This is a genomic window from Pseudomonas sp. PGPPP1, from assembly GCF_002255865.1.
Taxonomy (GTDB): domain Bacteria; phylum Pseudomonadota; class Gammaproteobacteria; order Pseudomonadales; family Pseudomonadaceae; genus Aquipseudomonas; species Aquipseudomonas cremoris.
Window position 1 is genome coordinate 86405 of sequence record NZ_NKIG01000009.1, and the last position, 26005, is coordinate 112409.

General features: G+C 61.2%; 24 protein-coding genes. 14 read left to right on the forward strand and 10 right to left on the reverse strand.

Annotated elements, in window-relative coordinates; translation table 11 throughout:
- Positions 1-67: 67 nt before the first annotated feature.
- The gene (rapA, locus tag CFE47_RS12735; protein ID WP_286837477.1) at positions 68-2914 is read right to left on the reverse strand and encodes an RNA polymerase-associated protein RapA; all 2847 of its coding nucleotides are present in this window, start codon (positions 2912-2914) and stop codon (positions 68-70) included.
- 219 nt (positions 2915-3133) lie between these two features.
- Between rapA and CFE47_RS12740 the strand changes: the two genes are divergently transcribed.
- Entirely contained in the window at positions 3134-3475 is a 342-nt protein-coding gene (locus CFE47_RS12740) for a hypothetical protein (RefSeq protein WP_025855310.1), read from the forward strand.
- Here the strand turns inward: CFE47_RS12740 and CFE47_RS12745 are convergent.
- The 3 genes from CFE47_RS12745 to CFE47_RS12755 form a co-directional block, all read right to left on the reverse strand.
- Positions 3472-4653, reverse strand: a complete 1182-nt coding sequence (locus CFE47_RS12745; protein ID WP_286837479.1) for an aminotransferase class V-fold PLP-dependent enzyme — start codon at positions 4651-4653, stop codon at positions 3472-3474. The genes CFE47_RS12740 and CFE47_RS12745 overlap by 4 nt on opposite strands.
- Positions 4650-5120, reverse strand: a complete 471-nt coding sequence (locus CFE47_RS12750) for a RidA family protein (protein WP_286837480.1) — start codon at positions 5118-5120, stop codon at positions 4650-4652. The genes CFE47_RS12745 and CFE47_RS12750 overlap by 4 nt, the downstream gene beginning before the upstream one ends.
- A gap of 89 nt (positions 5121-5209) precedes the next feature.
- Positions 5210-6076 (reverse strand): LysR substrate-binding domain-containing protein, encoded by an 867-nt coding sequence (locus tag CFE47_RS12755; RefSeq protein ID WP_286837482.1) that lies wholly within the window; start codon positions 6074-6076, stop codon positions 5210-5212.
- Between the two features lie 131 nt (positions 6077-6207).
- Here CFE47_RS12755 and CFE47_RS12760 point away from each other — a divergent pair, with 131 nt between their 5' ends.
- On the forward strand, positions 6208-6369 hold the full coding sequence (locus CFE47_RS12760) for a hypothetical protein (RefSeq protein WP_286837484.1): 162 nt from the start codon (positions 6208-6210) through the stop codon (positions 6367-6369).
- Between the two features lie 143 nt (positions 6370-6512).
- Entirely contained in the window at positions 6513-6629 is a 117-nt protein-coding gene (gene ccoM / locus CFE47_RS12765; RefSeq protein ID WP_003172387.1) for a cytochrome c oxidase subunit CcoM, read from the forward strand.
- A 151-nt stretch (positions 6630-6780) separates the two neighbouring features.
- Here the strand turns inward: ccoM and CFE47_RS12770 are convergent, their stop codons facing one another.
- Both CFE47_RS12770 and CFE47_RS12775 read right to left on the reverse strand, forming a co-directional pair.
- Positions 6781-8256, reverse strand: a complete 1476-nt coding sequence (locus CFE47_RS12770; protein WP_185707256.1) for an inorganic phosphate transporter — start codon at positions 8254-8256, stop codon at positions 6781-6783.
- Positions 8257-8569: 313 nt separating this feature from the next.
- Positions 8570-8770 carry a hypothetical protein gene (locus CFE47_RS12775; protein ID WP_058425216.1) on the reverse strand — a complete coding sequence of 67 codons (201 nt, stop codon included), beginning with the start codon at positions 8768-8770 and terminating at the stop codon, positions 8570-8572.
- 554 nt (positions 8771-9324) lie between these two features.
- Here CFE47_RS12775 and pcaR point away from each other — a divergent pair.
- The 11 genes from pcaR to pcaC all read left to right on the forward strand — a co-directional run bounded on the left by pcaR (position 9325) and on the right by pcaC (position 20011).
- Complete coding sequence (gene pcaR / locus CFE47_RS12780; protein ID WP_028619267.1) at positions 9325-10167, forward strand: pca regulon transcriptional regulator PcaR; 843 nt, start codon at positions 9325-9327, stop codon at positions 10165-10167.
- 145 nt (positions 10168-10312) lie between these two features.
- On the forward strand, positions 10313-11653 hold the full coding sequence (pcaK, locus tag CFE47_RS12785; RefSeq protein WP_185707254.1) for a 4-hydroxybenzoate transporter PcaK: 1341 nt from the start codon (positions 10313-10315) through the stop codon (positions 11651-11653).
- A gap of 149 nt (positions 11654-11802) precedes the next feature.
- Entirely contained in the window at positions 11803-12660 is an 858-nt protein-coding gene (locus CFE47_RS12790; protein WP_286837489.1) for a CoA transferase subunit A, read from the forward strand.
- The gene (locus tag CFE47_RS12795; RefSeq protein ID WP_286837491.1) at positions 12660-13439 is read left to right on the forward strand and encodes a CoA-transferase subunit beta; all 780 of its coding nucleotides are present in this window, start codon (positions 12660-12662) and stop codon (positions 13437-13439) included. The genes CFE47_RS12790 and CFE47_RS12795 overlap by 1 nt, the downstream gene beginning before the upstream one ends.
- Entirely contained in the window at positions 13436-14641 is a 1206-nt protein-coding gene (gene pcaF / locus CFE47_RS12800; protein WP_286837629.1) for a 3-oxoadipyl-CoA thiolase, read from the forward strand. Before CFE47_RS12795 ends, pcaF begins: the two co-directional genes overlap by 4 nt.
- 17 nt (positions 14642-14658) lie before the next feature.
- Positions 14659-15363, forward strand: coding sequence for a protocatechuate 3,4-dioxygenase subunit beta (gene pcaH, locus CFE47_RS12805; RefSeq protein WP_185707250.1), 705 nt, complete (start codon positions 14659-14661; stop codon positions 15361-15363).
- Position 15364: 1 nt separating this feature from the next.
- A complete protein-coding gene (pcaG, locus tag CFE47_RS12810) occupies positions 15365-15931 on the forward strand; it encodes a protocatechuate 3,4-dioxygenase subunit alpha (protein WP_286837493.1) in 567 nt (188 codons plus the stop codon).
- Positions 15932-16138: 207 nt separating this feature from the next.
- The gene (locus CFE47_RS12815; RefSeq protein ID WP_012722673.1) at positions 16139-17434 is read left to right on the forward strand and encodes an MFS family transporter; all 1296 of its coding nucleotides are present in this window, start codon (positions 16139-16141) and stop codon (positions 17432-17434) included.
- Positions 17435-17444: 10 nt separating this feature from the next.
- Entirely contained in the window at positions 17445-18800 is a 1356-nt protein-coding gene (locus tag CFE47_RS12820) for a 3-carboxy-cis,cis-muconate cycloisomerase (RefSeq protein WP_286837495.1), read from the forward strand.
- Between the two features lie 10 nt (positions 18801-18810).
- Positions 18811-19602: a 3-oxoadipate enol-lactonase gene (gene pcaD / locus CFE47_RS12825; RefSeq protein ID WP_286837496.1), complete on the forward strand. Its 792-nt coding sequence runs from the start codon at positions 18811-18813 to the stop codon at positions 19600-19602.
- 10 nt (positions 19603-19612) lie between these two features.
- A complete protein-coding gene (gene pcaC / locus CFE47_RS12830) occupies positions 19613-20011 on the forward strand; it encodes a 4-carboxymuconolactone decarboxylase (RefSeq protein ID WP_003189316.1) in 399 nt (132 codons plus the stop codon).
- A gap of 131 nt (positions 20012-20142) precedes the next feature.
- Here pcaC and CFE47_RS12835 read toward each other — a convergent pair whose 3' ends face one another.
- From CFE47_RS12835 to CFE47_RS12850, 4 genes are all read right to left on the reverse strand, one after another.
- Positions 20143-21042: a polysaccharide deacetylase family protein gene (locus CFE47_RS12835; protein ID WP_286837499.1), complete on the reverse strand. Its 900-nt coding sequence runs from the start codon at positions 21040-21042 to the stop codon at positions 20143-20145.
- An 85-nt stretch (positions 21043-21127) separates the two neighbouring features.
- The gene (locus CFE47_RS12840) at positions 21128-22378 is read right to left on the reverse strand and encodes an OprD family porin (RefSeq protein WP_286837501.1); all 1251 of its coding nucleotides are present in this window, start codon (positions 22376-22378) and stop codon (positions 21128-21130) included.
- Between the two features lie 142 nt (positions 22379-22520).
- Positions 22521-24140, reverse strand: a complete 1620-nt coding sequence (locus CFE47_RS12845) for a J domain-containing protein (RefSeq protein ID WP_286837503.1) — start codon at positions 24138-24140, stop codon at positions 22521-22523.
- A gap of 11 nt (positions 24141-24151) precedes the next feature.
- The gene (locus tag CFE47_RS12850) at positions 24152-25849 is read right to left on the reverse strand and encodes a molecular chaperone HscC (protein ID WP_185707231.1); all 1698 of its coding nucleotides are present in this window, start codon (positions 25847-25849) and stop codon (positions 24152-24154) included.
- Positions 25850-26005: the final 156 nt, after the last annotated feature.

Genomic DNA, 26005 nt, shown 5'->3' on the forward strand with positions numbered 1-26005 from the left:
GCGGGCTTGCTCGCGAAGAGGCCCGAAAGGCATATACAAAAGGCCCGCATTGCGCGGGCCTTCTTTTTTAGCCTGCGACCAGCACCCGGATCGCTTCCAGGCGCAACGCGGCCTTGTCCAACATGGCCAAACCTTGCTCACGCTGGTTACGCAACGCTACCAACTCACTGTCACGCACCGTCGGGTTAACCGCTTGCAGCGCGGTCAAGCGTGCCAGTTCTTCGTCGGTGTCCGCCGCCAGGCGACGCTTGGCCTCGGCCACGCGCTCGGCATGCTGCGGGGTGATTTTCTCTTCGCCGGCGTTGATCCGTGGCGTCAACTGATCGCGCTGGGCCTGGATGAACTTGTTGGCGCTGGCACGTGGCACGCTTTCCAACTGGTCGTTGAGGGTCACGAACGACACACGGCTCGACAGGTCGTTGCCATTGGCGTCCAACAGGCAGCGCAGGGCGGCAGGCGGCAGGTAGCGGCCCAGTTGCAGCGAGCGCGGGGCGACCACTTCGCTGACATAGAGCAGTTCCAGCAACACGGTGCCCGGCTTGAGCGCCTTGTTCTTGATCAGCGCCACCGCGGTGTTGCCCATGGAGCCGGACAGCACCAGATCCATGCCGCCCTGCACCATCGGGTGTTCCCAGGTGATGAACTGCATGTCTTCACGCGACAGCGCCTGGTTACGGTCGTAGGTGATGGTCACGCCTTCGTCGTCGCCCAGGGGGAAGCTGGCGTCGAGCATTTTTTCGCTCGGCTTGAGGATCAGGGCGTTTTCCGAATGGTCTTCGCTGTCGATGCCGAACGCATCGAACAGGGTTTCCATGTAGATCGGCAGGGCGAACTGGTCGTCTTGCTCAAGGATGTCTTCTACCAATGCGTCGCCTTCCCCCGCACCACCGGAGTTGAGCTCCAGCAGGCGGTCGCGGCCGGTGTGCAGCTCTTCTTCAAGACGCTCGCGCTCGGCACGGGCTTCGTCGATCAGGGCTTGCCACTCGCCGTCGTCGGCGTTTTCCAGCAGCGGCAGCAGGCGCGGGCCGAACTGATGCTGCAAGGCGTTGCCGGTAGGGCAGGTGTTGAGGAAGGCGTTAAGCGCTTCGTGGTACCACTGGAACAGGCGCTCTTGCGGGCTGGTTTCCAGGTACGGCACGTGCAGTTCGATCACATGCTTCTGGCCGATCCGGTCCAGACGGCCGATCCGCTGTTCCAGCAGGTCAGGGTGGGACGGCAGGTCGAACAGCACCAGGTGGTGGGAGAACTGGAAGTTGCGGCCTTCACTGCCGATCTCGGAGCAGATCAGCACCTGGGCGCCGAATTCTTCATCGGCGAAGTAGGCGGCGGCGCGGTCACGCTCCAGGATGTTCATGCCCTCGTGGAACACCGTGGCCGGGATGCCGGAGCGCACGCGCAGGGCGTCTTCCAAGTCCATGGCGGTTTCGGCGTGGGCGCAGATCACCAGGACCTTGGTGCGCTTGAGCATTTTGAGTTGGTCGATCAGCCACTCGACACGCGGGTCGAAGCGCCACCAACGGTTCTCTTCTTCAACGTCCGGCTGGGACTGGAAGCTGACTTCCGGGTACAGCTCGGCGTGTTCGCCCAGCGGCAATTCGAGGTATTCGTCCGGGTTCGGCAGCGGGTAGGCGTGCAGCTTGCGCTCCGGGAAACCCTGCACCGCAGCGCGGGTGTTACGGAACAGCACGCGACCGGTGCCGTGGCGGTCGAGCAGCTCACGCACCAGGCGGGCGCTGGCTTCGGTGTCGCCATCGTTGACGGCGGTGAGCAGGGCTTCACCTTCATCACCCAGGAAACCCTGGATGGTTTTATGCGCTTTAGGCGACAGGCGGCCCTTGTCCATCAACTCCTGCACGGCTTCGGCCACCGGGCGATAGTTTTCGCTCTCGGCGCGGAAGGCTTGCAGGTCGTGGAAACGGTTCGGGTCCAGCAGGCGCAGACGCGCGAAGTGGCTGTCCTGGCCCAGCTGTTCCGGGGTGGCGGTCAGCAGCAGGACGCCAGGGATGACTTCGGCGAGTTGCTCGACCAGCGCGTATTCCGGGCTGACCTTGTCTTCATGCCAGACCAGGTGGTGGGCTTCGTCGACTACCAGCAAGTCCCAACCGGCGGCGAATAGCGCGTCCTGGGCTTTCTCGTCGTCCACCAGCCATTCCAGGGCCACCAGCGCGAGCTGAGTGTCTTCGAACGGGTTGGTGGCATCGCTTTCGATAAAACGTTCTTCGTCGAACAGTGCCACCTGCAGGTTGAAGCGGCGGCGCATTTCCACCAGCCACTGGTGCTGCAGGTTTTCCGGCACCAGGATCAGCACGCGGTTGGCGCGGCCCGACAGCAACTGGCGATGGATTACCAGGCCGGCTTCGATGGTCTTGCCCAGGCCCACTTCATCGGCCAGCAATACCCGTGGCGCAATACGGTCAGCGACTTCGCGGGCAATGTGCAGTTGGTGAGCAATCGGTTGCGCACGGACGCCACCCAGGCCCCACAGGGAGGACTGCAACTGGCGGCTGGTATGTTCCAGGGTGTGGTAACGCAGCGAGAACCAGGCGAGCGGGTCGATCTGCCCGGCGAACAGACGGTCGCTGGCCAGGCGGAACTGGATAAAGTTGGAGAGTTGGGTTTCCGGCAGGGTGACCTGCTCGTTCTGCCCATTGAGGCCGTGGTAGACCAGCAGGCCGTCGACGTCGTCGACTTCTTGCACGGTCATTTTCCAGCCTTCGAAATGGGTGATGCTGTCACCCGGCGAAAACCTCACGCGAGTGAGGGGCGCATTCCGTAGCGCATACTGGCGAGTGTCGCCAGTGGCCGGATAGAGCACGGTCAACAAGCGGCCGTCCTGTGCCAGAACGGTGCCTAACCCCAGCTCTGCTTCGCTGTCACTAATCCAGCGTTGCCCCGGTTGATACTGCTGCGCCATGCTGCCTGACTCCCGCCGTGAAAAAGCCGACTATCTTAACGGAACAAGGCCCCCCGCCCAAGGACTCTGACAAAAACTACTCCGTTTGCGCATGGCTTCGGAAGCTGAATCGACGGGTGGCGGGCACTTGGGAGTGTCGACTGGGTCACAGGTTGGCGAGTGTGTGCTCAAGTCGCCCTGCAACCCGCCGACAGCCTGTTGACCAGGAGAATAAAATTTATGCTGCCACCCATGCTGCCCGTCAGCGTTGTGCCGGTTACGTCACAACTCGATCCGGTGCGTCAGAAGCCGGATATCCCGCCCGTGGTGCCAGTCCAAGCGGGCTCCAATGAAAGCACTATCGATCTGAAAAAGGGCGATGCCGAGCAGTCGACGTTTCTGCTGCGTGAAGAGCAGCGCCGCCAGCAGGAGCAGCAGAAACGTCGGCGTGAAGCCGATGAGGACCCGGAACAGCACCTGGCAATTCCGGGGGATCTGCTCAATGCCGACAACACCGTGCCGGTGGTGCCGTTGATTGAAGACGCACCGCGCCAGGGCCTGTGGGTGGACGTCGAGGTTTAATCGCGCAGTTCCCGCAAGGCTGCCAGCAGCCGATCGATGTCGTGCTCGTCGTTGAGCGGGCTGACGGAGATCCGCGCCACACTGGCAAGGCCTCGTGCCTGCATATCCAGTGGCGTGTAGGCCACACCGTTGGCGCCGATATTGATGCGCTTCAAGCCCAACCGGCGCTTGAGTTCGAAGGCGTCCCAACCAGCGAGGTTGAAGGCGATCAGTCCTGACTGAGCCGTGCCCAAGTCATGCAGCGAAATGCCCGGGATCTGACGCAAGCCTTCGCGGATTCGCGCGCTGGTCTGTGAGACTTGGCTCCAAATCTGCTCAACCCCTAGCCGGTTTGTCTCCTGCAATGCATTGCCCAGCCCCGCCAACAACGCGAAAGAGGCCTCGCTGGTTTCGAAGCGGCGGGCGTCGTTGCGCAAGTCAAAACCTTCGGCGGTCCAGGGCGCGGAAAACACATCACGCTGGGCGGGGTTCAAGCGTTGCAGAAAGTCCGGCCTTACGTAGAGCAGCGCCGTGCCTCGTGGCCCGCGCAGGTGTTTGCGCCCGGCCGACTTGAGCACGTCGCAGTGCAACGCTTGCACATCCACCGGCAGTTGGCCGACGGCTTGACCGGCGTCGATGAAGTAGGGGATGGCGTGGCGCCTGGCCACTTCGCCGATGGCCTGGGCAGGGTTGATCAGGCCGCCATTCGCTGGCAGCCAGGTGAGGTCGATCAGCTTCACGCGGGCATCGATCATCGACTCCAGCGCCGCTGGGCAAACCGCGCCGCTGTCATCGCAGTCAATGACCTCCACGCGGGCACCCGCCTGTACGGCCACCTGCATGCTCGCCAGGTTGCCGCCCCATTCGTGGCGGCCCACCAGGATTCGGTCGCCCGGCTGCCACGGGCCCAATGCCTGGAACGCCATGCTCCAGGCGGTCGAGCCGCTGCTGGCAAATGCAATGGAGTGGGCGGGTGCATTGAGCAGTTGCCCAGCGGCGCGGCGGGCTTTTTCCACCAGCACGGCGCCGTGCTCGCCAGCCTCCATCGGGCCTTCGCGGGCTTCACGTTGCAGTTGCTCGACGATCGCGTCGAGCGTTGCCTGGCTGGGCAGGGAAGCGCCGGCGTGGTTGAAGTGCACGATGCCGGACTGGCAGCCGGGGGTGACATCGCGCAGGTTTTGCACCTCCAGCGGGCTCACGGCCGCAGCTCGAAAATGGCATCAACCTCCACCGCCACGCCAGCGGGCAGGCTGGAAACACCCACGGCCGTGCGTACATGTCGGCCTTTGTCGCCGAGGGCGTTGACCACCAAGTTGGAGGCACCGTTGGCGACCAGGCTTTGTTGCTTGAAGTCGGCGCTGCTGGCGATAAATACCCCCAGGCGCAGAATGCGCACCAGGCGCGACAGGTCATCGCCCAGCGCATCGCCCAGTTGCCCCAACAAGCCGAGTGCTGCGAGTTCTGCAGCCTGGGCGCCTTCTTCATTGCTGAGGGATTCACCCAGGCGGCCCACGTAGGCAGGTTTGCCATCCACCAACGGAATTTGCCCGGAGACAAATAGCTGGTTCTGGCTGATGACGTAATTGATGTAGTTGGCAGCCGGCTCGCCGGGCGTGGGCAGGGTCAGGCCGAGGGCTTGGACGCGTTGGCGCAGGGAGTCGCTCATGATCAATCCTCTGGGTTAAGAGGTGTCAGCATGTTGGCTGTCTCGAGGGGCGACAAACGGATAGATCTCACACGACGAATCGAAAAAACTCACGCGTCGCTGCAGGCTTCCTTCAACCACTGGCTGAAGCATTCAGCCGCGTCGCTGCCGGGCCCTTGCGGGGCGATCAGCCAGTAGCCGATTTCGCTGTGGTAGGGCGGCCAGTCAAAGGCTTCCACCAGGCTGCCATCCTGGAGCTTGCGCTCGATCAGGCGATGACGGCCCATGGCAATGCCCTGGCCGGCTACGGCGGCTTCGACCACGATGTTGTAGTCGTGCAGCATCACGCGGGGATGGTCAGCGAGGTCGACTTGATAGTGCTCAGACCAATCGGTCCATTCAAACGGCCGGTGCGAAGTGGCCATCAGCAACGGGCTGTCATGTCGTGCCTTGAACGCGGGGCTGCACACCGGGGAGATCACTTCCGGCATCAGCCGAGTGGCCTGCACGTCGGGCCAGTCGCCCTTGCCATAGCGGATGGCCAGGTCGACTTCGGCGGCGGCAACGTTGGCCAACTGAATGGCCGGTAGCAACTCCACTTGGATATGCGGGTAGCGGTTCAGAAACCCGGCCAGGCGCGGCGCCAGCCACAGCGTGGCAAAGGATGCCAGCAAGCCGATGCGCAATACCGTGGTGCTCGGTGTGACGCGTTGGCTACGAGTGGCTGCGGCGATGGCGTCCAGAGCGGGGCGGATTTCGTCGTAGTAACGCTGGCCGTCAGCGGTCAGATCAATCGCGCGGGTGCGTCGGATAAATAGTGGTTTGCCCAAGTGCTGTTCAAGCTTTTGCACTTGGTGGCTCAAGGCGCTTTGGGTCACTGACAGCTCGTTCGCGGCCTTGATAAAACTCAAATGGCGCGCCACGGCTTCGAAGGCGCGCAGGGCCAGCAATGGCGGAAGGTCCTTGTGCAATGCCACCTGAGCGCGTCTCCAGAGCCTGGGAAAGTGCCGATTTTGGGCGATGACCTGCATTTTGTCGCCCGCTGATTTGCGATGGAGCGGGGGAGGCCGCATTATTGAGCCATTCCCGCCACGACGTAAGCCAAGCCATGAGTGATGACGACAAGCTGATCGACCTGAATGCCGAACGGGCCAAACGTGTCCATGACCTGAACGACAAGCGCCTAAACGAAGTGCGCCATGCATTTGAACAAGCAATGCCGCTGGGCAAAGTTAAGAAAAAACCAAAGAACAAACCAAAAAAACGTTGAAACAACCTGCATCTGTTGATGCAGGTCAGTTATTGCCCTTCTTTACGCCCCGTTGCGGGCGACATTGATCCCCGTCAATTTTCCATTCCGCCTTCTCCATTAACTTAGCCCTATCGCAACAGGGCAAGTGCAGGAGGCCGGTCATGTTTATCGATAATGTGGTATTTGCCGGAGTGCTGACTGTCAGCCTCATGGTGCTGTTTTTTGTAGGGTTTGGAATTTTTATCTGGAAAGACGCGAATAAGCGTAAAAAACCCTAGGTCTTTCCGGGTTACATGAGCACGCAAGGCATTTTGGGCGACTTCGGTCGCCCTTTTTTTTGCCTGGGATTTAATCGGGTTGATTAAACCTGTTCCATAAAAAAAGGTGCGGTTCTCAATAGAGGCCGCACCTTTTTTTAATCGTGGGTTATCAGCTACCCAGCGCCTTCGAGGCCAACCAGAACAACCCGGCCGACAGGCCTACGGTTGCCGGCAGTGTCAGCACCCAGGCCATCAGGATGGTCTTGACGGTGCCGCCTTGCAGGCCGCTCTTGTTGGCGACCATGGTGCCGGCTACACCCGACGACAGCACGTGAGTGGTCGACACTGGCAGGCTGAAGATGTTGGCCAGGCCAATCATGCTCGCGGTGGTGATCTGCGCCGACATGCCTTGGGCATAGGTCATGCCTTGCTTGCCGATTTTTTCGCCGATGGTCAGTACCACGCGTTTCCAGCCAACCATGGTGCCAAGGCCCAGGGCCAGCGCAACGGCGAGGATCACCCAGAACGGAGCGTACTCGGTGGTGGCGGTCAGGTCTTTGCGCAGCTTGTCGAGGTCGGACTTCTCACGCGCATCCAGGCCCGGCAGCTTGCCGACTTTCTTCGCGGTGTCGTCCAGGCAGAGCAGGTAGCGACGCACTTCAATGCGGTGCTCGGCGGTCAGCGAGTGGTAGTCGGAAACACCTTTGAGCGTCTCCATCAGCGCGCTGATGGTCGGCTCAGTCTGCTGCGGGTTGCACTGGAATTTGCCTGGGAGGTCGTTCTTCACGCTTTTGCCCAGTGCCAGGAACTCGCCAAGGGTGGCGTTGTTACGCTGGTAGAACTGGCTCAGGTGCACAGTGGCGTCGCGGGTGCGTTCGATCTGGTAGGTGGTGCTGCCCAGGTCGAGTACGAACTGTGCCGGTACGATACCGATCAGCACCAGCATGATCAGGCCGATGCCTTTTTGACCATCGTTGGAGCCATGCACAAAACTCACGGCCATGGCGGAAATCACCAGGACCAGGCGGTTCCAGAACGGCGGGTGCTTCTTGTCGTCAAGCTTGCGGCGCTGGTCCGGGGTCTTGTGCATCTTCGACAGTGGACGCCACCATTTAAGGGCAATCAGCACCAGCGCCGCGACCAGGAAACCGGCCATCGGCGAGAACACGAGGGAGGCACCGATATCAATCGCCTTCTGCCAGTTCACACCGTCAGCCAAGGGAATATCGTTGATCAGCGCATTGGCCAGGCCGACACCGAGGATCGAACCGATCAAGGTGTGGGAGCTGGAAGCCGGGATGCCGAAGTACCAGGTGCCCAGGTTCCAGGTGATGGCCGCTGCCAATAGCGAGAAGACCATGGCCAGGCCGTGGCCGGTGTTCACATTGATCAGCAACTCCACCGGCAGCAAGTGCACGATGGCGTAGGCGACACCCACACCGCCGAGCAACACGCCGAGGAAGTTGAACACCCCGGAGAAGAACACGGCCAGGTGCGGCGGCATGGCTTTGGTATAGATGACTGTGGCCACCGCGTTAGCGGTGTCATGAAAGCCATTGATGAACTCGAAGGCGAGGACAAAGGCCAGGGCGAGCAACAGGCTCACTAGAACCCAAGCATCCAGTCCGCTGAATAAATCGATCATGAAGGTTTTCTGACCCGGTCGTAAGGGGGCGCGATTATGCCAGAAAACCTCGGTAATCGATGCACTAGCTGCTCATCGGTAACAATCTTCACTGAAAAACCATGCGGGAGAGGCGTGCATCCCAGGGTTTTCGGGGCTTTGGCAAGTCTTTGATTTATAAAGCGGAGGGGGGATTCGACAGGGAATTGTCACGAAAACGTCATGCCTGAAACATTTGTATGAAATTTCGCTGGTGGCAGTCGGATGAGAGGTAGCCGGTTGCTAGCAATACGCCAGCAACCGAGGCGATACCTTCAGGCTGAAACCGAGTTGCTTATGACTCCTCGGTTTTGAGTTCCTGTTCTATCTTTTGGATTTCCTGGGCAAATGCCTGGTCGAGCAGGCTGGCTCGCTTGCGCCATGGTTTGCGTTCAGGTTCAGGCTGGGCGGCGTAGGTGGTGACTTCCCCGCCGTAAACGTCCTTGTAACGTTGCTCCTGGCGCTCAAGTTCCGCGCGCAGTTCATCTTTCGTCACAGTATTACCTAATTGAGTTGAGTGTAATTACGCTGCAGCTTTTTGCCTGAATGACACCCTCGGTATTGTTCCAAGTTGAACGCGTGAGACGTTCAAGTTTGAACTAGGTACGAAGGCCATTTGTTAGTGCAGTCATTCGAGGCAGGTTGTTGCGACCGACCATGCACAGCCTGTGCATGACCTGGCGAGCTCTGATCCCGATAGTGAAACCGGGCCGACCTCCGCATAGGGTGCATTATAGCGACGCATTTGAATAACACTATCGGCATAAAGTTAAAAAGCGTCAACTTTGTGTGAGCGTTTTGTTACACGTGAGCGTCAGTCATTTGCTCACATTCTGACGGAATAAAAGCTTCAACAGAGTGAGACCTTATAACGCCGTGGCTAACTGTTCCGAGCCCGCTGTGGCCGGCGCGCCACGAAATTGCGATTATCGAATGATCGTCCGATAATCGCACAATGTTGCAGGCGCTGCCTTGTGCATCACTGTGTGCGCGGCTTGTAATAGCCAACCAACCTCCCTCGCGGATGACAATAAGAGAAAGGACCCCGACATGAACGATCAATTGCGCAACTCTTTCGCGTCAGTCGCGCCGCCGATCGTTGCCTCACCGGCCAAGCGTATCCAGGCGTTTACCGGTGACCCCGACTTCATGACCTCCTTGGCCCGTGGCTTGGCCGTGGTGCAGGCGTTTCAAGAGCGCAAGCGCCACCTCACCATCGCCCAGATCAGCCACCGCACCGAAATACCCCGCGCTGCCGTGCGCCGTTGCCTGCACACCTTGATCAAGTTGGGCTACGCCACCACCGATGGGCGCACGTACTCGCTATTGCCCAAAGTGCTCACCCTGGGTCATGCCTATTTATCCTCGACGCCGTTGGCCGTGTCGGCCCAACCCTATCTGGACCGCATGAGTGAGCAGTTACACGAGGCGTGCAACATGGCCACTCTCGAAGGCGACGACATTCTCTATATCGCCCGTTCTGCCACCACCCAGCGCCTGATCTCCGTGGACCTGTCGGTGGGTGGGCGCCTGCCTGCCTATTGCACGTCCATGGGCCGTATCCTGCTCGCAGCACTGGATGACGCCTCGCTGCAGGACTACCTCGACCACGCCGACCTGCAAACCAAGACCAGTCGCACCCTGACCACACCTGCCGCGCTGTTTGAATGCCTGCAGCAAGTGCGTCAGCAAGGGTGGTGCATCGTCGACCAGGAATTGGAACAAGGCCTGCGCTCTATCGCGGTGCCGGTGTACGACGCGTCCGGCCAGGTATTGGCCGCGCTCAACGTCAGCACCCACGCCGGGCGGGTCAGCCGCAGCGAGCTGGAACAGCGGTTTCTGCCGAGCATGCTCAGTGCCAGCCGCGAGTTGAGTGCGCAGTTGTTTGCCTAAGTGTTCGGTGACCGCACAGATCCCGGTTTGATCAATTGACGGTGTTTCCCCTGGCTTATTAATGTGCGGCAGCGCTATCAGCGCCGCGCAAATAATAATGACGACCTCAGGTCGTTGGCCCGCCATCGGTGTGGAAATAACAATAATGAATCAGCCTTCTGTCAGCACCACCCTGGACGTACAGTCCTTTATCAACGCCCAGCCACTGTCGCGTTATCAGTGGCGTGTAGTGATCCTGTGTTTCCTGATCGTCTTCCTCGATGGCCTCGACACCGCCGCCATGGGCTTTATCGCGCCTGCGTTGTCCCAGGACTGGGGCATCGACCGCGCCAGCCTCGGCCCGGTGATGAGTGCCGCGTTGATCGGCATGGTGTTCGGTGCATTGGGCTCTGGCCCGTTGGCCGATCGTTTTGGGCGCAAAGTCGTCTTGGTGGGCGCCGTGTTGCTGTTCGGCGCGTTCAGCCTGGCGTCGGCCTACAGCACCAACGTCGATCAACTGTTGGTGCTGCGCTTCCTCACCGGGCTGGGCCTGGGCGCGGGAATGCCGAATGCCACCACCTTGCTGTCCGAATACACCCCCGAACGCCACAAGTCGCTGCTGGTCACCAGCATGTTTTGCGGCTTTAACCTGGGCATGGCCGGCGGCGGGTTTATCTCGGCCAAGCTGATCCCGGCCTTTGGTTGGCACGCCCTGTTGATGATCGGCGGCATCCTGCCGTTGATTCTGGTGGTGGTATTGGTGCTGTGGCTGCCGGAGTCGGCGCGTTATTTGGTAGTGCGCAATCGTGGCACCGACAAAGTGCGCAAAACCCTCTCACCCATTGAACCGAGCATCGTCGCCCAGGCCACTGCGTTCAGCGTGCCCGAGCAAAAGACCGTAAAAGCGCGCAACGTGTTTGCGGTGATCTTCTCCGGGACTTACAGCGCCGGCACCTTGCTGCTGTGGCTCACGTACTTCATGGGCCTGGTGATTGTTTATCTGCTGACCAGTTGGCTGCCAACCCTGATGCGCGACAGCGGTGCCAGCATGGAGCAAGCCGCGTTTATCGGCGCGTTATTCCAGTTTGGCGGTGTGTTGAGCGCCGTAGGCGTAGGTTGGGCGATGGACCGGTTCAATCCGCACAAGGTCATCGGCACGTTCTACCTGCTGGCCGGGGTGTTTGCCTACGCGGTAGGGCAGAGCCTGGGCAACATCACGCTGTTGGCGACGTTGGTGTTGGTCGCTGGCATGTGCGTCAACGGTGCGCAATCGGCGATGCCATCCCTGGCAGCGCGCTTCTATCCGACCCAGGGTCGTGCCACGGGTGTGTCCTGGATGCTCGGCATTGGCCGCTTCGGCGCGATCCTTGGCGCGTGGATGGGCGCCACGTTGCTGGGCCTGGGCTGGAACTTCGAACAGGTACTCACCGCCCTGGTGATACCGGCTGCATTGGCCACCGCTGCGGTAGTGATCAAGGGCATGGTCAGCCATGCGGACGCCACCTGAGGCTAATCGATAGCCTGCCAACAATCCGTTCGATAATCGAACACTCAGTCGATTATCGGATTGTTTGGCCCATTTCCCCCGCTTAATCTTCAAGGCACTGCGGCGCCACCTCAGCGCCTTTTTCGATCCACACCGGGAGCCCACACCCCATGGCTGAAATACTCGCGCTGCGTGACGCGGTGAAGCAATTCGTGAACGACGGCGACACCGTCGCACTGGAAGGCTTCACCCATCTGATCCCTACGGCAGCGGGTCATGAAATCATTCGTCAGGGCAAGAAAGACCTGACGCTGGTGCGCATGACGCCTGACCTGGTCTACGACCAGTTGATTGGTGCCGGTTGCGCTCGCAAGCTGATTTTCTCCTGGGGCGGCAACCCGGGTGTGGGTTCCCTGCATCGCCTGCGTGACGCAGTCGAGAAGCAGTGGCCGCAACCGCTGGAGATCGAAGAACACAGCCACGCCGACCTGGCCAATGCCTACGTCGCTGGAGCCTCCGGCCTGCCGTTTGCGGTGCTGCGTGCCTACGCCGGTTCCGACCTGCCCAAGGTCAACCCGCTGATCAAGACGGTCACCTGCCCATTCACCGGCGAAGTGCTGGCGGCGGTGCCCTCGGTACGGCCGGACGTCACCGTGATCCACGCACAAAAGGCCGACCGCAAGGGCAATGTGTTGCTCTGGGGCATCCTCGGTGTGCAGAAGGAAGCGGCCCTGGCGGCCAAGCGTTGCATCGTCACCGTGGAAGAAATTGTCGACGACCTGAACGCACCGATGAACAGCTGTGTGCTGCCGACCTGGGCCCTGACCGCGGTGTGCCATGTTCCCGGTGGCGCGCACCCGTCCTACGCCCACGGTTACAACGAGCGTGATAACCGCTTCTACCAGGCGTGGGACCCGATCGCTCGCGACCGTGGGACCTTTACCGCCTGGATTGACGAATACATCCACGGCACTGCCGATTTCAGTGAATTCCAGGCCAAGCTGGCCACCGCGCAGGAGGTCAAGTAATGACTTACTCCACCAATGAAATGATGACCGTCGCCGCTGCGCGTCGCCTCAAGAATGGCGCCGTCTGCTTTGTCGGTATCGGCCTGCCGTCCAAGGCCGCCAACCTGGCGCGCCTGACTTCATCGCCGGATGTGGTGTTGATCTACGAGTCCGGCCCGATTGGCGCCAAGCCCTCGGTGCTGCCGCTGTCCATCGGTGATGGCGAGCTGGCTGAGACCGCCGACACCGTGGTGCCGACCGGTGAGATTTTTCGCTACTGGCTGCAGGGCGGGCGCATCGATGTCGGCTTTCTCGGCGCAGCCCAGGTCGACCGTTTTGGCAATATCAACACCACTGTGGTCGGTGACTATCACCAGCCTAAAGTGCGCTTGCCGGGTGCCGGTGGCGCGCCGGAAATTGCCGGCTCCGCCAAGAGCGTGTTGATCATCCTCAAGCAATCGTCCCGTTCGTTTGTCGACAAACTGGACTTCATCACCTCCGTCGGCCATGGCGAAGGCGGCGATTCGCGCAAGCGCCTCGGCCTGCCGGGCGCTGGCCCCGTAGGGATTATTACCGACCTGTGCATCATGGAGCCGGAAGAGGGCACCCATGAATTCGTGGTCACCGCGCTGCACCCTGGCGTGACACGTGAACAAGTGGTCGCGGCCACCGGTTGGGCGATTCGTTTTGCCGAACAGGTCAGCACCACCGCCGAGCCTACTGAGGCAGAACTGACCGCCCTGCGTGACCTTGAAGCACGCACCGCCGCCGCCCACGGCCAAGCGCCGGGAGAAGCCTGATGCGCGATGTATTTATCTGTGACGCCATTCGTACCCCCATCGGCCGTTTCGGCGGTGGCTTGTCTACCGTACGCGCCGATGACTTGGCGGCACTGCCGATCAAGGCCTTGATCGAACGTAACCCCTCGGTGGACTGGAGCGCAGTGGATGAAGTGTTCCTGGGCTGCGCCAACCAGGCCGGCGAAGACAACCGCAACGTCGCCCGTATGGCGCTGTTGCTCGCGGGCCTGCCGCAGAGTATTCCCGGCGTGACCCTCAATCGTTTGTGCGCTTCAGGCATGGACGCGATTGGCACCGCTTTCCGCGCCATTGCCAGCGGCGAAATGGAGCTGGCGATTGCCGGCGGCGTCGAATCGATGTCCCGCGCTCCGTTCGTGATGGGCAAGGCCGATGCAGCGTTTTCGCGCAACATGAAGCTGGAAGACACCACCATCGGCTGGCGTTTTATCAACCCGTTGATGAAAGCCCAGTACGGCGTGGATGCGATGCCGCAGACCGCCGATAACGTTGCCGACGACTACCAGGTGTCCCGCGCCGACCAGGACGCCTTTGCCCTGCGCAGCCAGCAACGTACCGCTGCCGCGCAAGCGGCGGGTTTCTTCGCCGAGGAAATCGTGCCGGTGCGTGTCGCGCATAAAAAAGGCGAGACCGTGGTGGAGCACGATGAGCATCCACGGGCCGATACCACCCTGGAAGCGCTGACCAAACTCAAGCCGGTCAACGGCCCTGACAAAACCGTCACCGCCGGCAATGCCTCGGGTGTGAATGACGGTGCAGCGGCGTTGATTCTGGCCTCCGCCGAGGCTGTCAAGAAACACGGTCTCACGGCCCGCGCCCGCGTATTGGGCATGGCCAGCGCCGGTGTTGCACCCCGTGTGATGGGCATCGGCCCGGTACCGGCGGTGCGCAAATTGGTAGAGCGCCTGGGCCTGGCGGTGAGCGATTTCGACGTGATCGAACTCAACGAAGCGTTCGCCAGCCAAGGCTTGGCAGTGCTGCGTGAACTGGGCATCGCTGATGACGCGCCGCAGGTCAACCCGAACGGCGGCGCCATCGCCCTCGGCCACCCGCTGGGCATGAGCGGCGCGCGGCTGGTACTGACGGCCCTGCATCAACTTGAAAAAACCGGCGGCAGCAAAGGCCTGGCAACCATGTGTGTGGGTGTCGGGCAAGGCTTGGCACTGGCGATTGAACGCATCTAATAAGAGAGGACTGCACCATGAGTGACAAGCCTGGATACCGGCGCCCGCAAGCGGGCACTCAACCTGATTACCTGCACCCGGCCTATCAGTCGACGAACCTGCGTTCGCCGTCCCAGCCGTTGGTGTTTCTGCCCCATTCCTTGTCGGAAATCACCGGCCCGACCATCGGCGCCGAGCGGGTCAACCCGAAGGACAACGACCTCACTGCCCAGCATGACGGCGAGCCCCAAGGCGAACGCATCATCGTGCATGGCCGTGTACTCGACGAAAACGGCCTGCCGGTGCCGGGCATTCTGGTGGAGATCTGGCAGGCCAACGCCGCCGGTCGCTACAACCACAAGCGCGACTTGCACGACGCGCCGCTGGACCCGAATTTCACCGGCACTGGCCGCACTGTCACCGACGCCGATGGCTGGTACCAGTTCCAGACCATCAAGCCCGGTGCCTATCCGTGGGGCAACCACCACAACGCGTGGCGCCCGGCGCACATCCACTTTTCGCTGTTCGGCCCCAGCGTGCTGACACGCCTGGTTACGCAGATGTATTTCCCCGGCGACCCGTTGCTGGAATACGACCCGATCTACAACTGCGTGCCGGACACCTCGGCCAAGCAGCGCCTGATCGCCCGTTTCGACCTGGAAAAAACCATTCCTTCCTATGCCCTCGGCTACCGCTGGGACATCGTCCTGCGCGGCCGCGACGCCACGCCGATGGAGAAATGAGATGACACTCAACGCGACCACGTCCCACACCGTCGGGCCGTATTACCACATCGGCCTGACCTGGCTGAACCGCGAAGACCTGACCGTTGCCGCTACCCTCGGCGAGCGCGTGGCGATCAGCGGGCAAGTGGTGGATGGCAACGGTGATGTCGTCAACGACGCCATGCTCGAAGTCTGGCAGGCCAATGCCGCCGGCAAATACGACCACCCGGAAGACGAGCAGGACAAGGCTGTCGACCCGAACTTCGAAGGCTTTGGCCGGGTGCCGGTGGATGGGGAAGGGCGGTTTCGCTTTACCACCATCAAGCCGGGTGCCGTTCCGGGCCTGAAGGGCACGACCCAGGCGCCGCACCTGGTGGTGCTGGTGTTTGCCCGTGGGTTGGTGAAGCACCTGCTGACGCGGATCTACTTTGATGGCGAGCCGATGAATGGGGATGACCCGTTGTTGGCGTGTGTACCCGCTGAGCGGCGCGGTACCTTGATTGCCAAGCCGGATGAGGCGGGTGTGCATCAGTGGAACGTGATTTTGCAGGGGACCGATAAGGAAACGGTGTTCTTCGATTATTGAATTGGCTTTGAGGGCCTCATCGCAGGCAAGCCAGCTCCCACCTTTGAATGTGTTCACGAATCAAAATGTGTAAACACAGTAAATGTGGGAGCGGGCTTGCCCGCGAAGAGGCCCTCGCAGGCGCCACATACCCAAAAGTCTTGTTGCGGAACATGGTTGTTGCAAAGTATGTCTAGGCTATAACCGTTCCCACTGAGTGAAAAAACCATGACAACAACAACGAGTCACTACACCGGAGAAGAACGCAGCAAAAGGATTTTTGCGATTGTCGGTGCCTCCTCCGGCAACCTCGTCGAATGGTTCGACTTCTACGTCTATGCCTTCTGCGCCATTTACTTTGCCCCGGCGTTTTTTCCGTCGGACGACCCTACGGTCCAACTGCTCAACACCGCCGGTGTGTTCGCCGCCGGGTTCTTGATGCGACCTATCGGCGGCTGGCTGTTTGGCCGAGTAGCCGACAAGCACGGTCGTAAAAACTCAATGATGATCTCGGTGCTGATGATGTGCGCCGGTTCGCTGGTCATCGCCTTTTTACCGACCTACAAAGACATCGGGGCCTGGGCGCCGGCGTTGCTGTTGGTGGCGCGCCTGTTCCAGGGCTTGTCGGTGGGTGGCGAATACGGCACTACCGCGACCTACATGAGTGAGGTCGCGCTCAAGGGCCAGCGCGGGTTCTTTGCCTCGTTCCAGTACGTGACGCTGATTGGCGGGCAACTGCTGGCCGTGCTGGTGGTGGTGATCCTGCAACAGATCCTCACCGAAGAAGAATTGCGCGCCTGGGGCTGGCGGATTCCGTTCGTGATCGGTGCCATCGCGGCGGTGATCTCGCTGTTGCTGCGCCGCACCCTCAAGGAGACCACCAGCAAGGAAATGCGCCAGGACAAGGACGCCGGCAGCATCGCCGCGTTGTTCCGCAATCACAAAGCGGCGTTTATCACCGTGCTCGGCTACACCGCCGGTGGCTCGCTGATTTTCTACACGTTCACCACTTACATGCAGAAGTACCTGGTGAACACCGCCGGGATGCACGCGAAGACCGCCAGCTACATCATGACCGGCGCACTGTTCGTGTACATGTGCATGCAGCCACTGTTCGGCATGCTTTCGGACAAGATCGGCCGTCGCAACTCGATGCTGTGGTTCGGTGCGCTCGGCACCCTGTGCACCGTGCCGATCCTGCTCACATTGAAAACCGTCACCAGCCCTTTCCTGGCCTTTGTGCTGATCTCGCTGGCCCTGGCCATCGTGAGCTTCTACACCTCGATCAGCGGCCTGGTGAAAGCAGAAATGTTCCCACCGCACGTGCGTGCCCTCGGTGTGGGCCTGGCCTATGCGGTGGCCAACGCGATTTTCGGTGGCTCTGCTGAATACGTGGCCTTGGGGCTTAAATCCATGGGCATGGAAAACACCTTTTACTGGTACGTCACCGGCATGATGGCGGTGGCCTTCCTGTTCAGCTTGCGCTTGCCGAAACAGGCCGAGTACTTGCACCACGATTTGTAAGGGACGGGTTATGACACTGCGCACGAGCAACCAATTGTTCGACGCTTACTTCACGGCAGACAGCATGGCCGAGGTGTTCTGCGACACCGGACGCTTGCAGGGCATGCTGGATTTCGAGGCAGCGCTGGCGCGGGCCGAGGCCCGGGTCGGTTTGATCCCGCACGCGGCCGTCGCTCCGATTGCGCAGGCGTGCCTGGCGTCGCTGTACGACGTGGATGCCCTCGGCGTGGCGATTGCCACGGCGGGGAATTCGGCCATTCCGCTGGTGAAGGCCTTGGGCAAGTTGATTGCCAGTGAGGATGCCGGCGCCGAGCGTTATGTGCACTTGGGCGCCACCAGCCAGGATGTGATGGACACCGGCCTGGTGCTGCAACTGCGCCAAGCGGTGTTGTTGATCGAAACGGACCTGGCGCGACTGGGCGACATCCTGGCCGCTCAGGCCCAGCGTTATGCCGCTGTGCCCTTGGCTGGGCGCACCTGGCTGCAGCATGCGACGCCGGTCACCTTGGGGATGAAAATCGCCGGGTGGCTGGGCGCGGTTACGCGCAGTCGCCAACGCCTGCGCGAACTCAAGCCGCGCCTGCTGGTGCTGCAATTTGGTGGTGCGTCCGGCACGTTGGCGGCGCTGGGTGAGCAGGCGATGCCGGTGGCCGAAGCCCTGGCGGCGGAGTTGCAACTGGCCTTGCCTGAGCAGCCTTGGCACACCCAACGTGATCGCCTGGTGGAGTTCGCCAGCGTGCTTGGCCTGATCGCCGGCAGCCTTGGCAAATTGGGCCGCGACGTCAGCCTGTTGATGCAGACCGAAGCGGCTGAAGTGTTCGAGCCCTCTGCGCCGGGCAAGGGCGGTTCGTCGACCATGCCGCACAAACGCAACCCCGTGGGCGCTGCCGTGCTGATCAGCGCGGCGACCCGTGTGCCTGGTTTGGTGGCGACGATGTTCAGCGCCATGCCCCAGGAACACGAGCGCAGCCTCGGCCTGTGGCATGCCGAGTGGGAAACCCTGCCGGACATTTGCCGCTTGGTTTCCGGTGCGCTGCAACAGGCACTGCTGGTGAGCGAAGGGCTGGAAGTCGACGCCGAACGCATGGGCAAAAACCTCGACCTGACCCAAGGCCTGGTGCTGGCCGAAGCCGTGAGTATCGTGCTTGCCCAACGCCTGGGTCGTGAGACCGCGCACCATCTGCTGGAGCAATGCTGCAAACGTGCGGTCGCCGAGCAGCGGCATCTGCGTGCAGTGCTGGCAGATGAACCACAGATCACGGCCGAACTGTCAGCAGCCGAACTCGATCGCCTGCTCGACCCTGCCCATTACCTGGGCCAGGCGCAAACCTGGGTCAGCCGCGCCGTAACCGAACACTTCTCTTGAGGAGACCGCTGTGGCATTTGTACAACTCGCCGAGGGCGAACTGCATTACCAATTGGACGGGTCTGTGGATGCGCCGGTGTTGGTGTTGTCCAACTCGTTGGGCACCGACCTGCACATGTGGGACCTCCAGATTCCGGCCTTCACCGAGCACTTTCGCGTGCTGCGCTTCGACACTCGCGGCCATGGCAAATCCCTGGTCACGGAAGGGCCCTACAGCATCGAGCAACTGGGCCGCGACTTGATCGCGCTGCTAGATGCGTTGGACATCCAGCGTGCGCACTTCTGCGGTCTGTCCATGGGCGGCTTGATCGGCCAATGGCTGGGCATCAACGCGGGTTCGCGCCTGCACCGTCTGGTGGTATGCAACACCGCCGCCAAGATCGGCACGCCTGAGGTGTGGAACCCACGCATCGAGATGGTGTTGCGTGACGGCGCGGCGGCGATGACCGCCCTACGCGATGCATCGATTGCACGCTGGTTTACTGCGGACTTCGCCGAAGCGCATCCGCACCAAGCCAAGCTGATCACCGACATGCTGGCGGCTACGTCACCCGAAGGCTACGCAGCCAACTGCGGCGCTGTGCGCGATGCGGATTTCCGTGAACAGTTATCGTCAATCAACGTGCCGATGTTGGTGATTGCTGGCACTGAAGACGCGGTTACACCGCCTGCCGGCAGCCACTATATCCAGGCCCATGTGCAAGGTGCCGAATACGCCGAGTTCTATGCGGCGCACCTGTCCAATGTTCAAGCGGGTGCTGCGTTCAGCGACCGTGTTGTCGAATTTTTGCTGGCCCCCTGAGGATTTTTTTGTGGACGAGAAACAACGTTACGCCGAGGGCCTGCAAGTACGCCGCGAAGTGCTGGGCGATGCCCACGTCGACCGCAGCCTCAATGCCCTGACCGAGTTCAATAGCGAGTTTCAGGAAATGATCACCCGCCACGCCTGGGGTGATATCTGGACCCGACCGGGCCTGCCTCGGCACACCCGTAGCCTGATCACCATTGCGATGCTGATCGGCATGAATCGCAGTGAAGAGTTGAAGCTGCACCTGCGTGCCGCTGCCAGCAATGGGGTGACTCGCGCAGAGATCAAAGAGGTGCTGATGCAGAGCGCGATCTACTGCGGGATTCCGGCGGCGAATGCGACGTTTCACCTCGCTGAATCGGTCTGGGATGAGCTGGGTGTCGAGTCTCGCCAACAAGACTGAACCTGAAATGCAGTCAAAAATGTGGGAGCTGGCTTGCCTGCGATAGCGGTGGGTCAGCTACATCTTCGGCTCTGATACACCGCTATCGCAGGCAAGCCAGCTCCCACAAGAGACTTCATTTGCCTTTAAAGCTAGTGGGAATCTGCGTCCCATACCCAGTTCCACACGCCAGGCAAATGCACTGGCTCGCTCACCTCTTTAACCGACCTGGCCAGCGCCGCCCGCTCCAGCGCGTCATGGTTGGTATAGAACGGCTCCGCAGCCGTCTTCACGCCAGTGACCCGCGCGCTATCGAGCAATATCTGCAAGTACTCCTGCATATGCCGCGCCGTATAGCGGTTGATGTCATGGAACGTCACCACCACCGGTATCACGCCGTCTACCGTCGGCAATTCCCCCAGGGCAATGTGCTCGCGCACCACCGAGAGCTGGTGGTACAGGTTGGCGCGGCGCCGTGGGCTGCCATTGAAACCCCAGATCTTGCCGTCATTGGCGCTCAAGTCAGTGAGCAATACGTGCATGCCGTGGCGCTGGTAGGCGGCGAAGGTGCGCCGGTCATAGTTCCAGAACGGCGGGCGCACCAGTTGCGGCGGCGCGCCTGTTATCGCCGCAATGTCGGCAGCGCCTTGGGTGAGGGTGCTTTCCAGCTCGGCGTCATTGAGCCAGCGATGGTTGGTATGAAAGGCCGTGGCGGTGTGGAAGGCGAGGATATGGCCTGCGGCGTACTCACGCTCCATGGTCTTGCGGCCCCGTGAACTGCCGCCGGAACGCGACGCTTCGGTCTGCAGGAAAAACACCGCCTTGATGCCCGGCAGTATCGGGTTATGCGCCAAGTCGGCAACCACCGAGCGGCTCGGGTTGTTGTAACCCGAGGCGCTTGGGCCATCATCGAAGGTCAGCAGAAAACGAATCGGCGCCTGGGTTTGCAGGCGTTGTTCGGTCTGCGGCGTCAGGGCGATGGGCGCGCCGATGCAGCCACTGAGGCTCAAGGCCAGGGCAAGCAGGGCGCACGCTAAAGCGAAGGATTTCATGGTGTGCACGGGCTCGAATAAAAAGCCGCTGCTGATTTAGCTCAGCAGCGGCAGGCGCGCACCATACAGCAAGGTCGATGACGGTTTACAGCAGGCTGATCGGGTAACTGACGATCAACCGGTTTTCATCGAACTCGTTGTTGCTGTAGTCCCGGCGCATGCTGGAATTGCGCCAGCGCACAGTGAGGTCCTTGAGCGCGCCGCTTTGCACGGTATAGCCCAGTTCACTCTCACGGCCCCATTCCTTGCCGTCGGTAATGGTGCCGGTGTGCACGTTGCTGCCGCTGATATAGCGGTTCATCAGCGTCAAGCCCGGCACGCCGAGGGCGGCGAAGTTGTAGTCGTGGCGCACTTGCCAGGATTTTTCCTGGGCGTTGTCGTAGCTGGAGTTGTAGCTGTCGTTGGCCAGGGTGCCGCCGCTGGTGCCGTTGACGCGCATCCAGGCATTGTTGCCGGTGAGTTTTTGCAGGCCGACGTAGAAGGTGTTGCCGCCGTACTTGGCCGAGAACAGGCCGGACCAGGTCTTGTTGTCCAGCTCGCCTGCGCGGGCGCTGCCATCGTCCTTGCCGTAGAAGAACCCGAGGTTCGCGCCCAGGGTCCAGTCGCCCAGCGGTTGGCTGTGGATCAAGTTGACGTACTGCTGGCGGTAGATGTCCTTGAGCTGGGCGTTCCATAGGCCGATCTGGGTGCGCTTGTCGTTGAAGGCGTATTCGCCACCCTGGAAGTTGAAGCGGTCGGAGGTGAACGCGGTTTTTCCGGTCATGGACATGTCGGTCATGCTGCTGTCATCCCGCGGGCTGTTGGCGCGGAACTGACCGCCATACAGCGTGAGGCCGGCGATTTCCTTGGAGGTGATCTGCCCGCCGCGCAGGGTTTGCGGCAGCGAGCGACCATCGTCGGCGCGCAGGATCGGCAGCACCGGCATCCATTCGCCAACCTTTACTTCGGTCTTCGAGATCTTGGCCTTGAAGGCTACGCCAAGTCGTCCGAAGTTATCGGCCGGGCGACCGTCGTGGTCCAGCGGCAGCAACTGGGTGCCGCCAGTACCGCGCCCACCGTCGAGTTTCAACGAGTACAAGCCCAACACATCCACGCCGAAACCCACTGTGCCTTGGGTAAACCCGGACTTGGCATCGAGGATGAAACTCTGCGTCCATTCCTGCGCGCCGCCCTGGGCCTTGGTGGGGTTGGTGAAGTTGCGGTTGATGAAGAAATTGCGCAGGTTGAGGTTGGCGCTGGCGTCTACGAGGAAGCCGTGTTCTTCGGCGACGGCGGGCAAGGCAAGACTGGCGACAGCGGTTGCCAGCAGAAGCCGGCGCGGGAGGAAAGTGCTCATGGTGTTGGACCTGTTGTTATTGGGGTTATGCAGGTGCGGGCCATGGTGCGGGGCAGGGCGGGGGCGGTTCAATCGGGGGGAGGCGGGTTGTGGGCGATGATCGAACGCAAGTTGCCGGGCACTCAGGCCCGGCATTTTGGGTTTAGGGTTTAGGCGGGTTGAAGTGGGTCCAAGGCACCGCTGGCAAGTAATGCTGGGCTGCAACAATCACCGCCACCATCACCACCAGGAACGCCGCTTGTAGCGGGCTCCAGAACGCCCAGTGCAAGCCGTTCAGCCAGGGGTAGCCTTCGCTGAATTTTTGGCTCATGTGGCCGATGCGTTTTTTATGCAGCAGGTTGATCGCTAGCGCGCCGGCATAGGTGAACGCGCCCAGCACGCCCAGCATCAGCCCGCAGGCTATCAGCATGATCACCTGGGGCACGCCGTGGCGTATCACCAGCCAATACTCGTTGGGGTTGAGCCGTTTGGGGATCAGGCGTTGGCTCAGCCATAGGTCGGGAACCCGGTAGGTCGAACTCATGTTTGCCCAGAACTGGGTAACGCGAAAGCCGACGCCGGCCGGTACGAACGCCATGATCATGAAGATGACGATTGTCATCATGTCCAGGTGGTCGGGTTTGTCGTGGATGATACTCAGGCCAATCCCCAGCGCGAACACGGCCCATACGCGAATAAACACCTGGGTGTAGATCGGTCGCGGGACAAATTTGCGCCAGAAGAACGCATCGGGTTGCGGCAGCCGCTCCAGCAGTTGCGGGTAGCGCCAGGTCAGGACTTGCGCCAGGTGCTGGCAGGCTTGCCATTCATTTTCGCCAAACCCGTCGATCATGCGTTTTTGTTGCGTGGCCGACATCGGCGTCAGCAACAGGCGCGCGGCCAGGGCATCGGCCGAGGTGCGGCGAAGGTCCTGGGCTTTTTCCAGCAGGTTGGCGTAAAAGCTTTCCTGCTCGCAGCGCGAGACCAGTTCGCGCCACATCCAGGCGGGTTCCGGGCATACGCCTTTCTGGTCGTCCCAGCCGAAAACCTGGCACACCCGCTCGAACAGCGGCACGCTCCAGGTGGTGTCGTGGAGCAACTGCAGGATGATGCGTTGCCACTGCTGTTGCAGGTCGAACACCCGCAGCCAGGGTTGGTTGTTGTACTGCGTGAGCTGGATGATGAACTCGCGTTCGGCCTTCTGCTCCAGCAGTTCCTGCAAGGTGCGGCGGTATTGCTGCAAGAGTTCGCCGGAGAGCGTTTCGTGTTGCCACGGCGTCATGGCGACCTGTTGCCAGGGTGTCAGCCATTCCAAATGGTTTGCCGCCCAACTGGCTATCGCAACGCGCTCGCCTGGGTGATCGAAGCAATGACGCAACAGGCCCGCCTGAAAGGCGTCGGTGCAATCCTGTTGGATGGCGAGGGTCCAGCGCTCTACGAAGTTGCTGGCGTTGAGGCCACTGAGCAATGCCTGCGCCGGGTCGGCCTTGGGCGCTTCGAATGGGGCCGGCTGCAGGGCACTGACGTCCATCAGTTCGGCGAGGTCGTTGAGGTTGCCGTAGGCTTGTTCGGCCACGGGCGCTGCAGTGGTGGTGGTTTCCTCGTCCTCCCACTCGGCCCGCCAGCGTGCGTAGGCCAATGCTTCTTCATAGGCTTCGCGCAGGCGCTGGAAGCCTTCGGCGTCGTCGTCCGGGCGGCAGCTTTTCAGCAGCCGCGCATAGGTACGCTTGATGGTGCGTTCGTCGGCTTCTTCCGGCAGTTGCAGCACGGTCCAGCAATTCATGGGGTGTTCCCTCAGCGCCAGAACCCGTTGTCGAGCTGTTCAAGTTGACGGGTCAGTTCACTGCGGGCGTCGCGGATCCGGCGTTCGTCCTGGGTGTCGAGCACCTGCTGGAACTGGCCGGCCCAGTGCCCGAGTTGCTCGCGCAGTTCGCCGAGGCTTTCCTGATAGAGCCGTTCGAGGCGCGCGGTGAGTACGGTGTTGACCTGTTGGTCGCGCGGGTGAACCTTCAACTGTGCCAGGGCTTGCAGGCGTTGCTGGATTTCTTCCGGGTTCAGCACACCGGGGTTGTTCTCGATCACCAGGGAGTGTTGCTCGCCGGTCAGCGGGATACTCACCTGGGCTTCCAACAGGCCGTTGTTGTCGTAGGTGAAGCGCACGTCCAGCGAGACTTCACCCGCCTTGCGCTTGGGCACGGCGATGTCCAGTTGGCCCAGCTCGATGTTGTCTTTGACCAGGCGGCTTTCGCCTTGGTAGATCTTGAGCAGCACCTGGCTCTGGTTGTCATGCAGGGTGACCACGGTCTTGACTCGGCTGACCGGTACGCTGCTGTTGCGTTCGATCAGCGGCAGGTAGTGGCCGCTTTCGATATGGCTGCCGTACTGGTTTGAGGTTTCGATGCCCAGGGTGTAGGGGCATACGTCGGTCAGCACCACTTCTTCCAGCGCCGCCGAACGGGCCTTGAGCGCGGCCTGGATCGCGGCGCCATGGGCGACCACCTGGTCTGGGTCGAGGCTGATGGACGGGAAGCGGCCGAATAAACCGGCGGCAAGTTTGCGCACCAGCGGCATGCGCGTGGTACCGCCTACCAGCAGGATTTCATCGAGGTCGCCGACCCGAATCCGCGCATCGCGCAAGGCGCGTTCGATGGGCGCACGCAGGCGCTCCAGTAGCGGGGTGTACAGCTTGGCGAGTTCTTGCTGGGTGATGGTTTTCACCCATTGCTGGCCGTCCACACGCAGGGCGAAGTCGGCGCTGTCATCTTGACCGAGGGCCTTGCGCACACGCTCGGCTTCACGGCGCAGGGCTTGCAGCACGCTGCTGGTGGGCGGGAAACCCTGGGCATTGCGCTGGCTGTCGACGAAGTGTTCCAGCAGCAGGGTGTCGAAGTCTTCTCCGCCGAGGAAGTTGTCGCCAGCACTGGCGCGCACTTCCATGACGCCGTCGAACAGCTCGATGATCGACACGTCAAAGGTACCGCCGCCAAGGTCGAACACCAGGAACGAGGTTTCTTTGTCACGCTGGTGCAAGCCGTAGGCGAGGGCTGCGGCGGTGGGTTCGTTGATCAGCTTGTCGACGTTGAGCCCCGCCAATTCACCGGCGATGCGCGTGGCTTTACGCTGGCCGTCGCTGAAATAGGCGGGCACGCTGATCACGGCTTCGGTGACGGTATGGCCGTAGGTGCGTTCGATATCTTCCTTGAGGCTTTTGAGCACCAGCGCGGAGAGCTCTTCCGGGCGGAACGATTTGTCGCCCAGGCGCACTTCGGTGGCACTGCCCATGAAGCGCTTGAACAATGAAGTGGTGAGGTGCGGGTGGGTGTGCAGGCGCTCTTTGGCGGCCTGGCCTACCAGGATGCGGCCTTGGTCATCCAGGCCGACCACGCTTGGGGTCAGCAACTGGCCAAGGGCATTGGGGACTAGTTCGGCGGCATCACCGCGCCATACCGCTGCAAGACTGTTAGTGGTCCCCAGGTCGATTCCTACGATCATTACGACAAGCTCCCTCTGTGGTCTGTAAGAATCTGTGACCAATTTTATCCTGAAAGGTTGAGCGAAAAGCAAGGAGGGCAGGCCCGCTCACTACAGACGGGCATAAAAAAACCGCTTCCGGTGAGGGAAGCGGTTTTGTTTATCTACAGCAGCGCT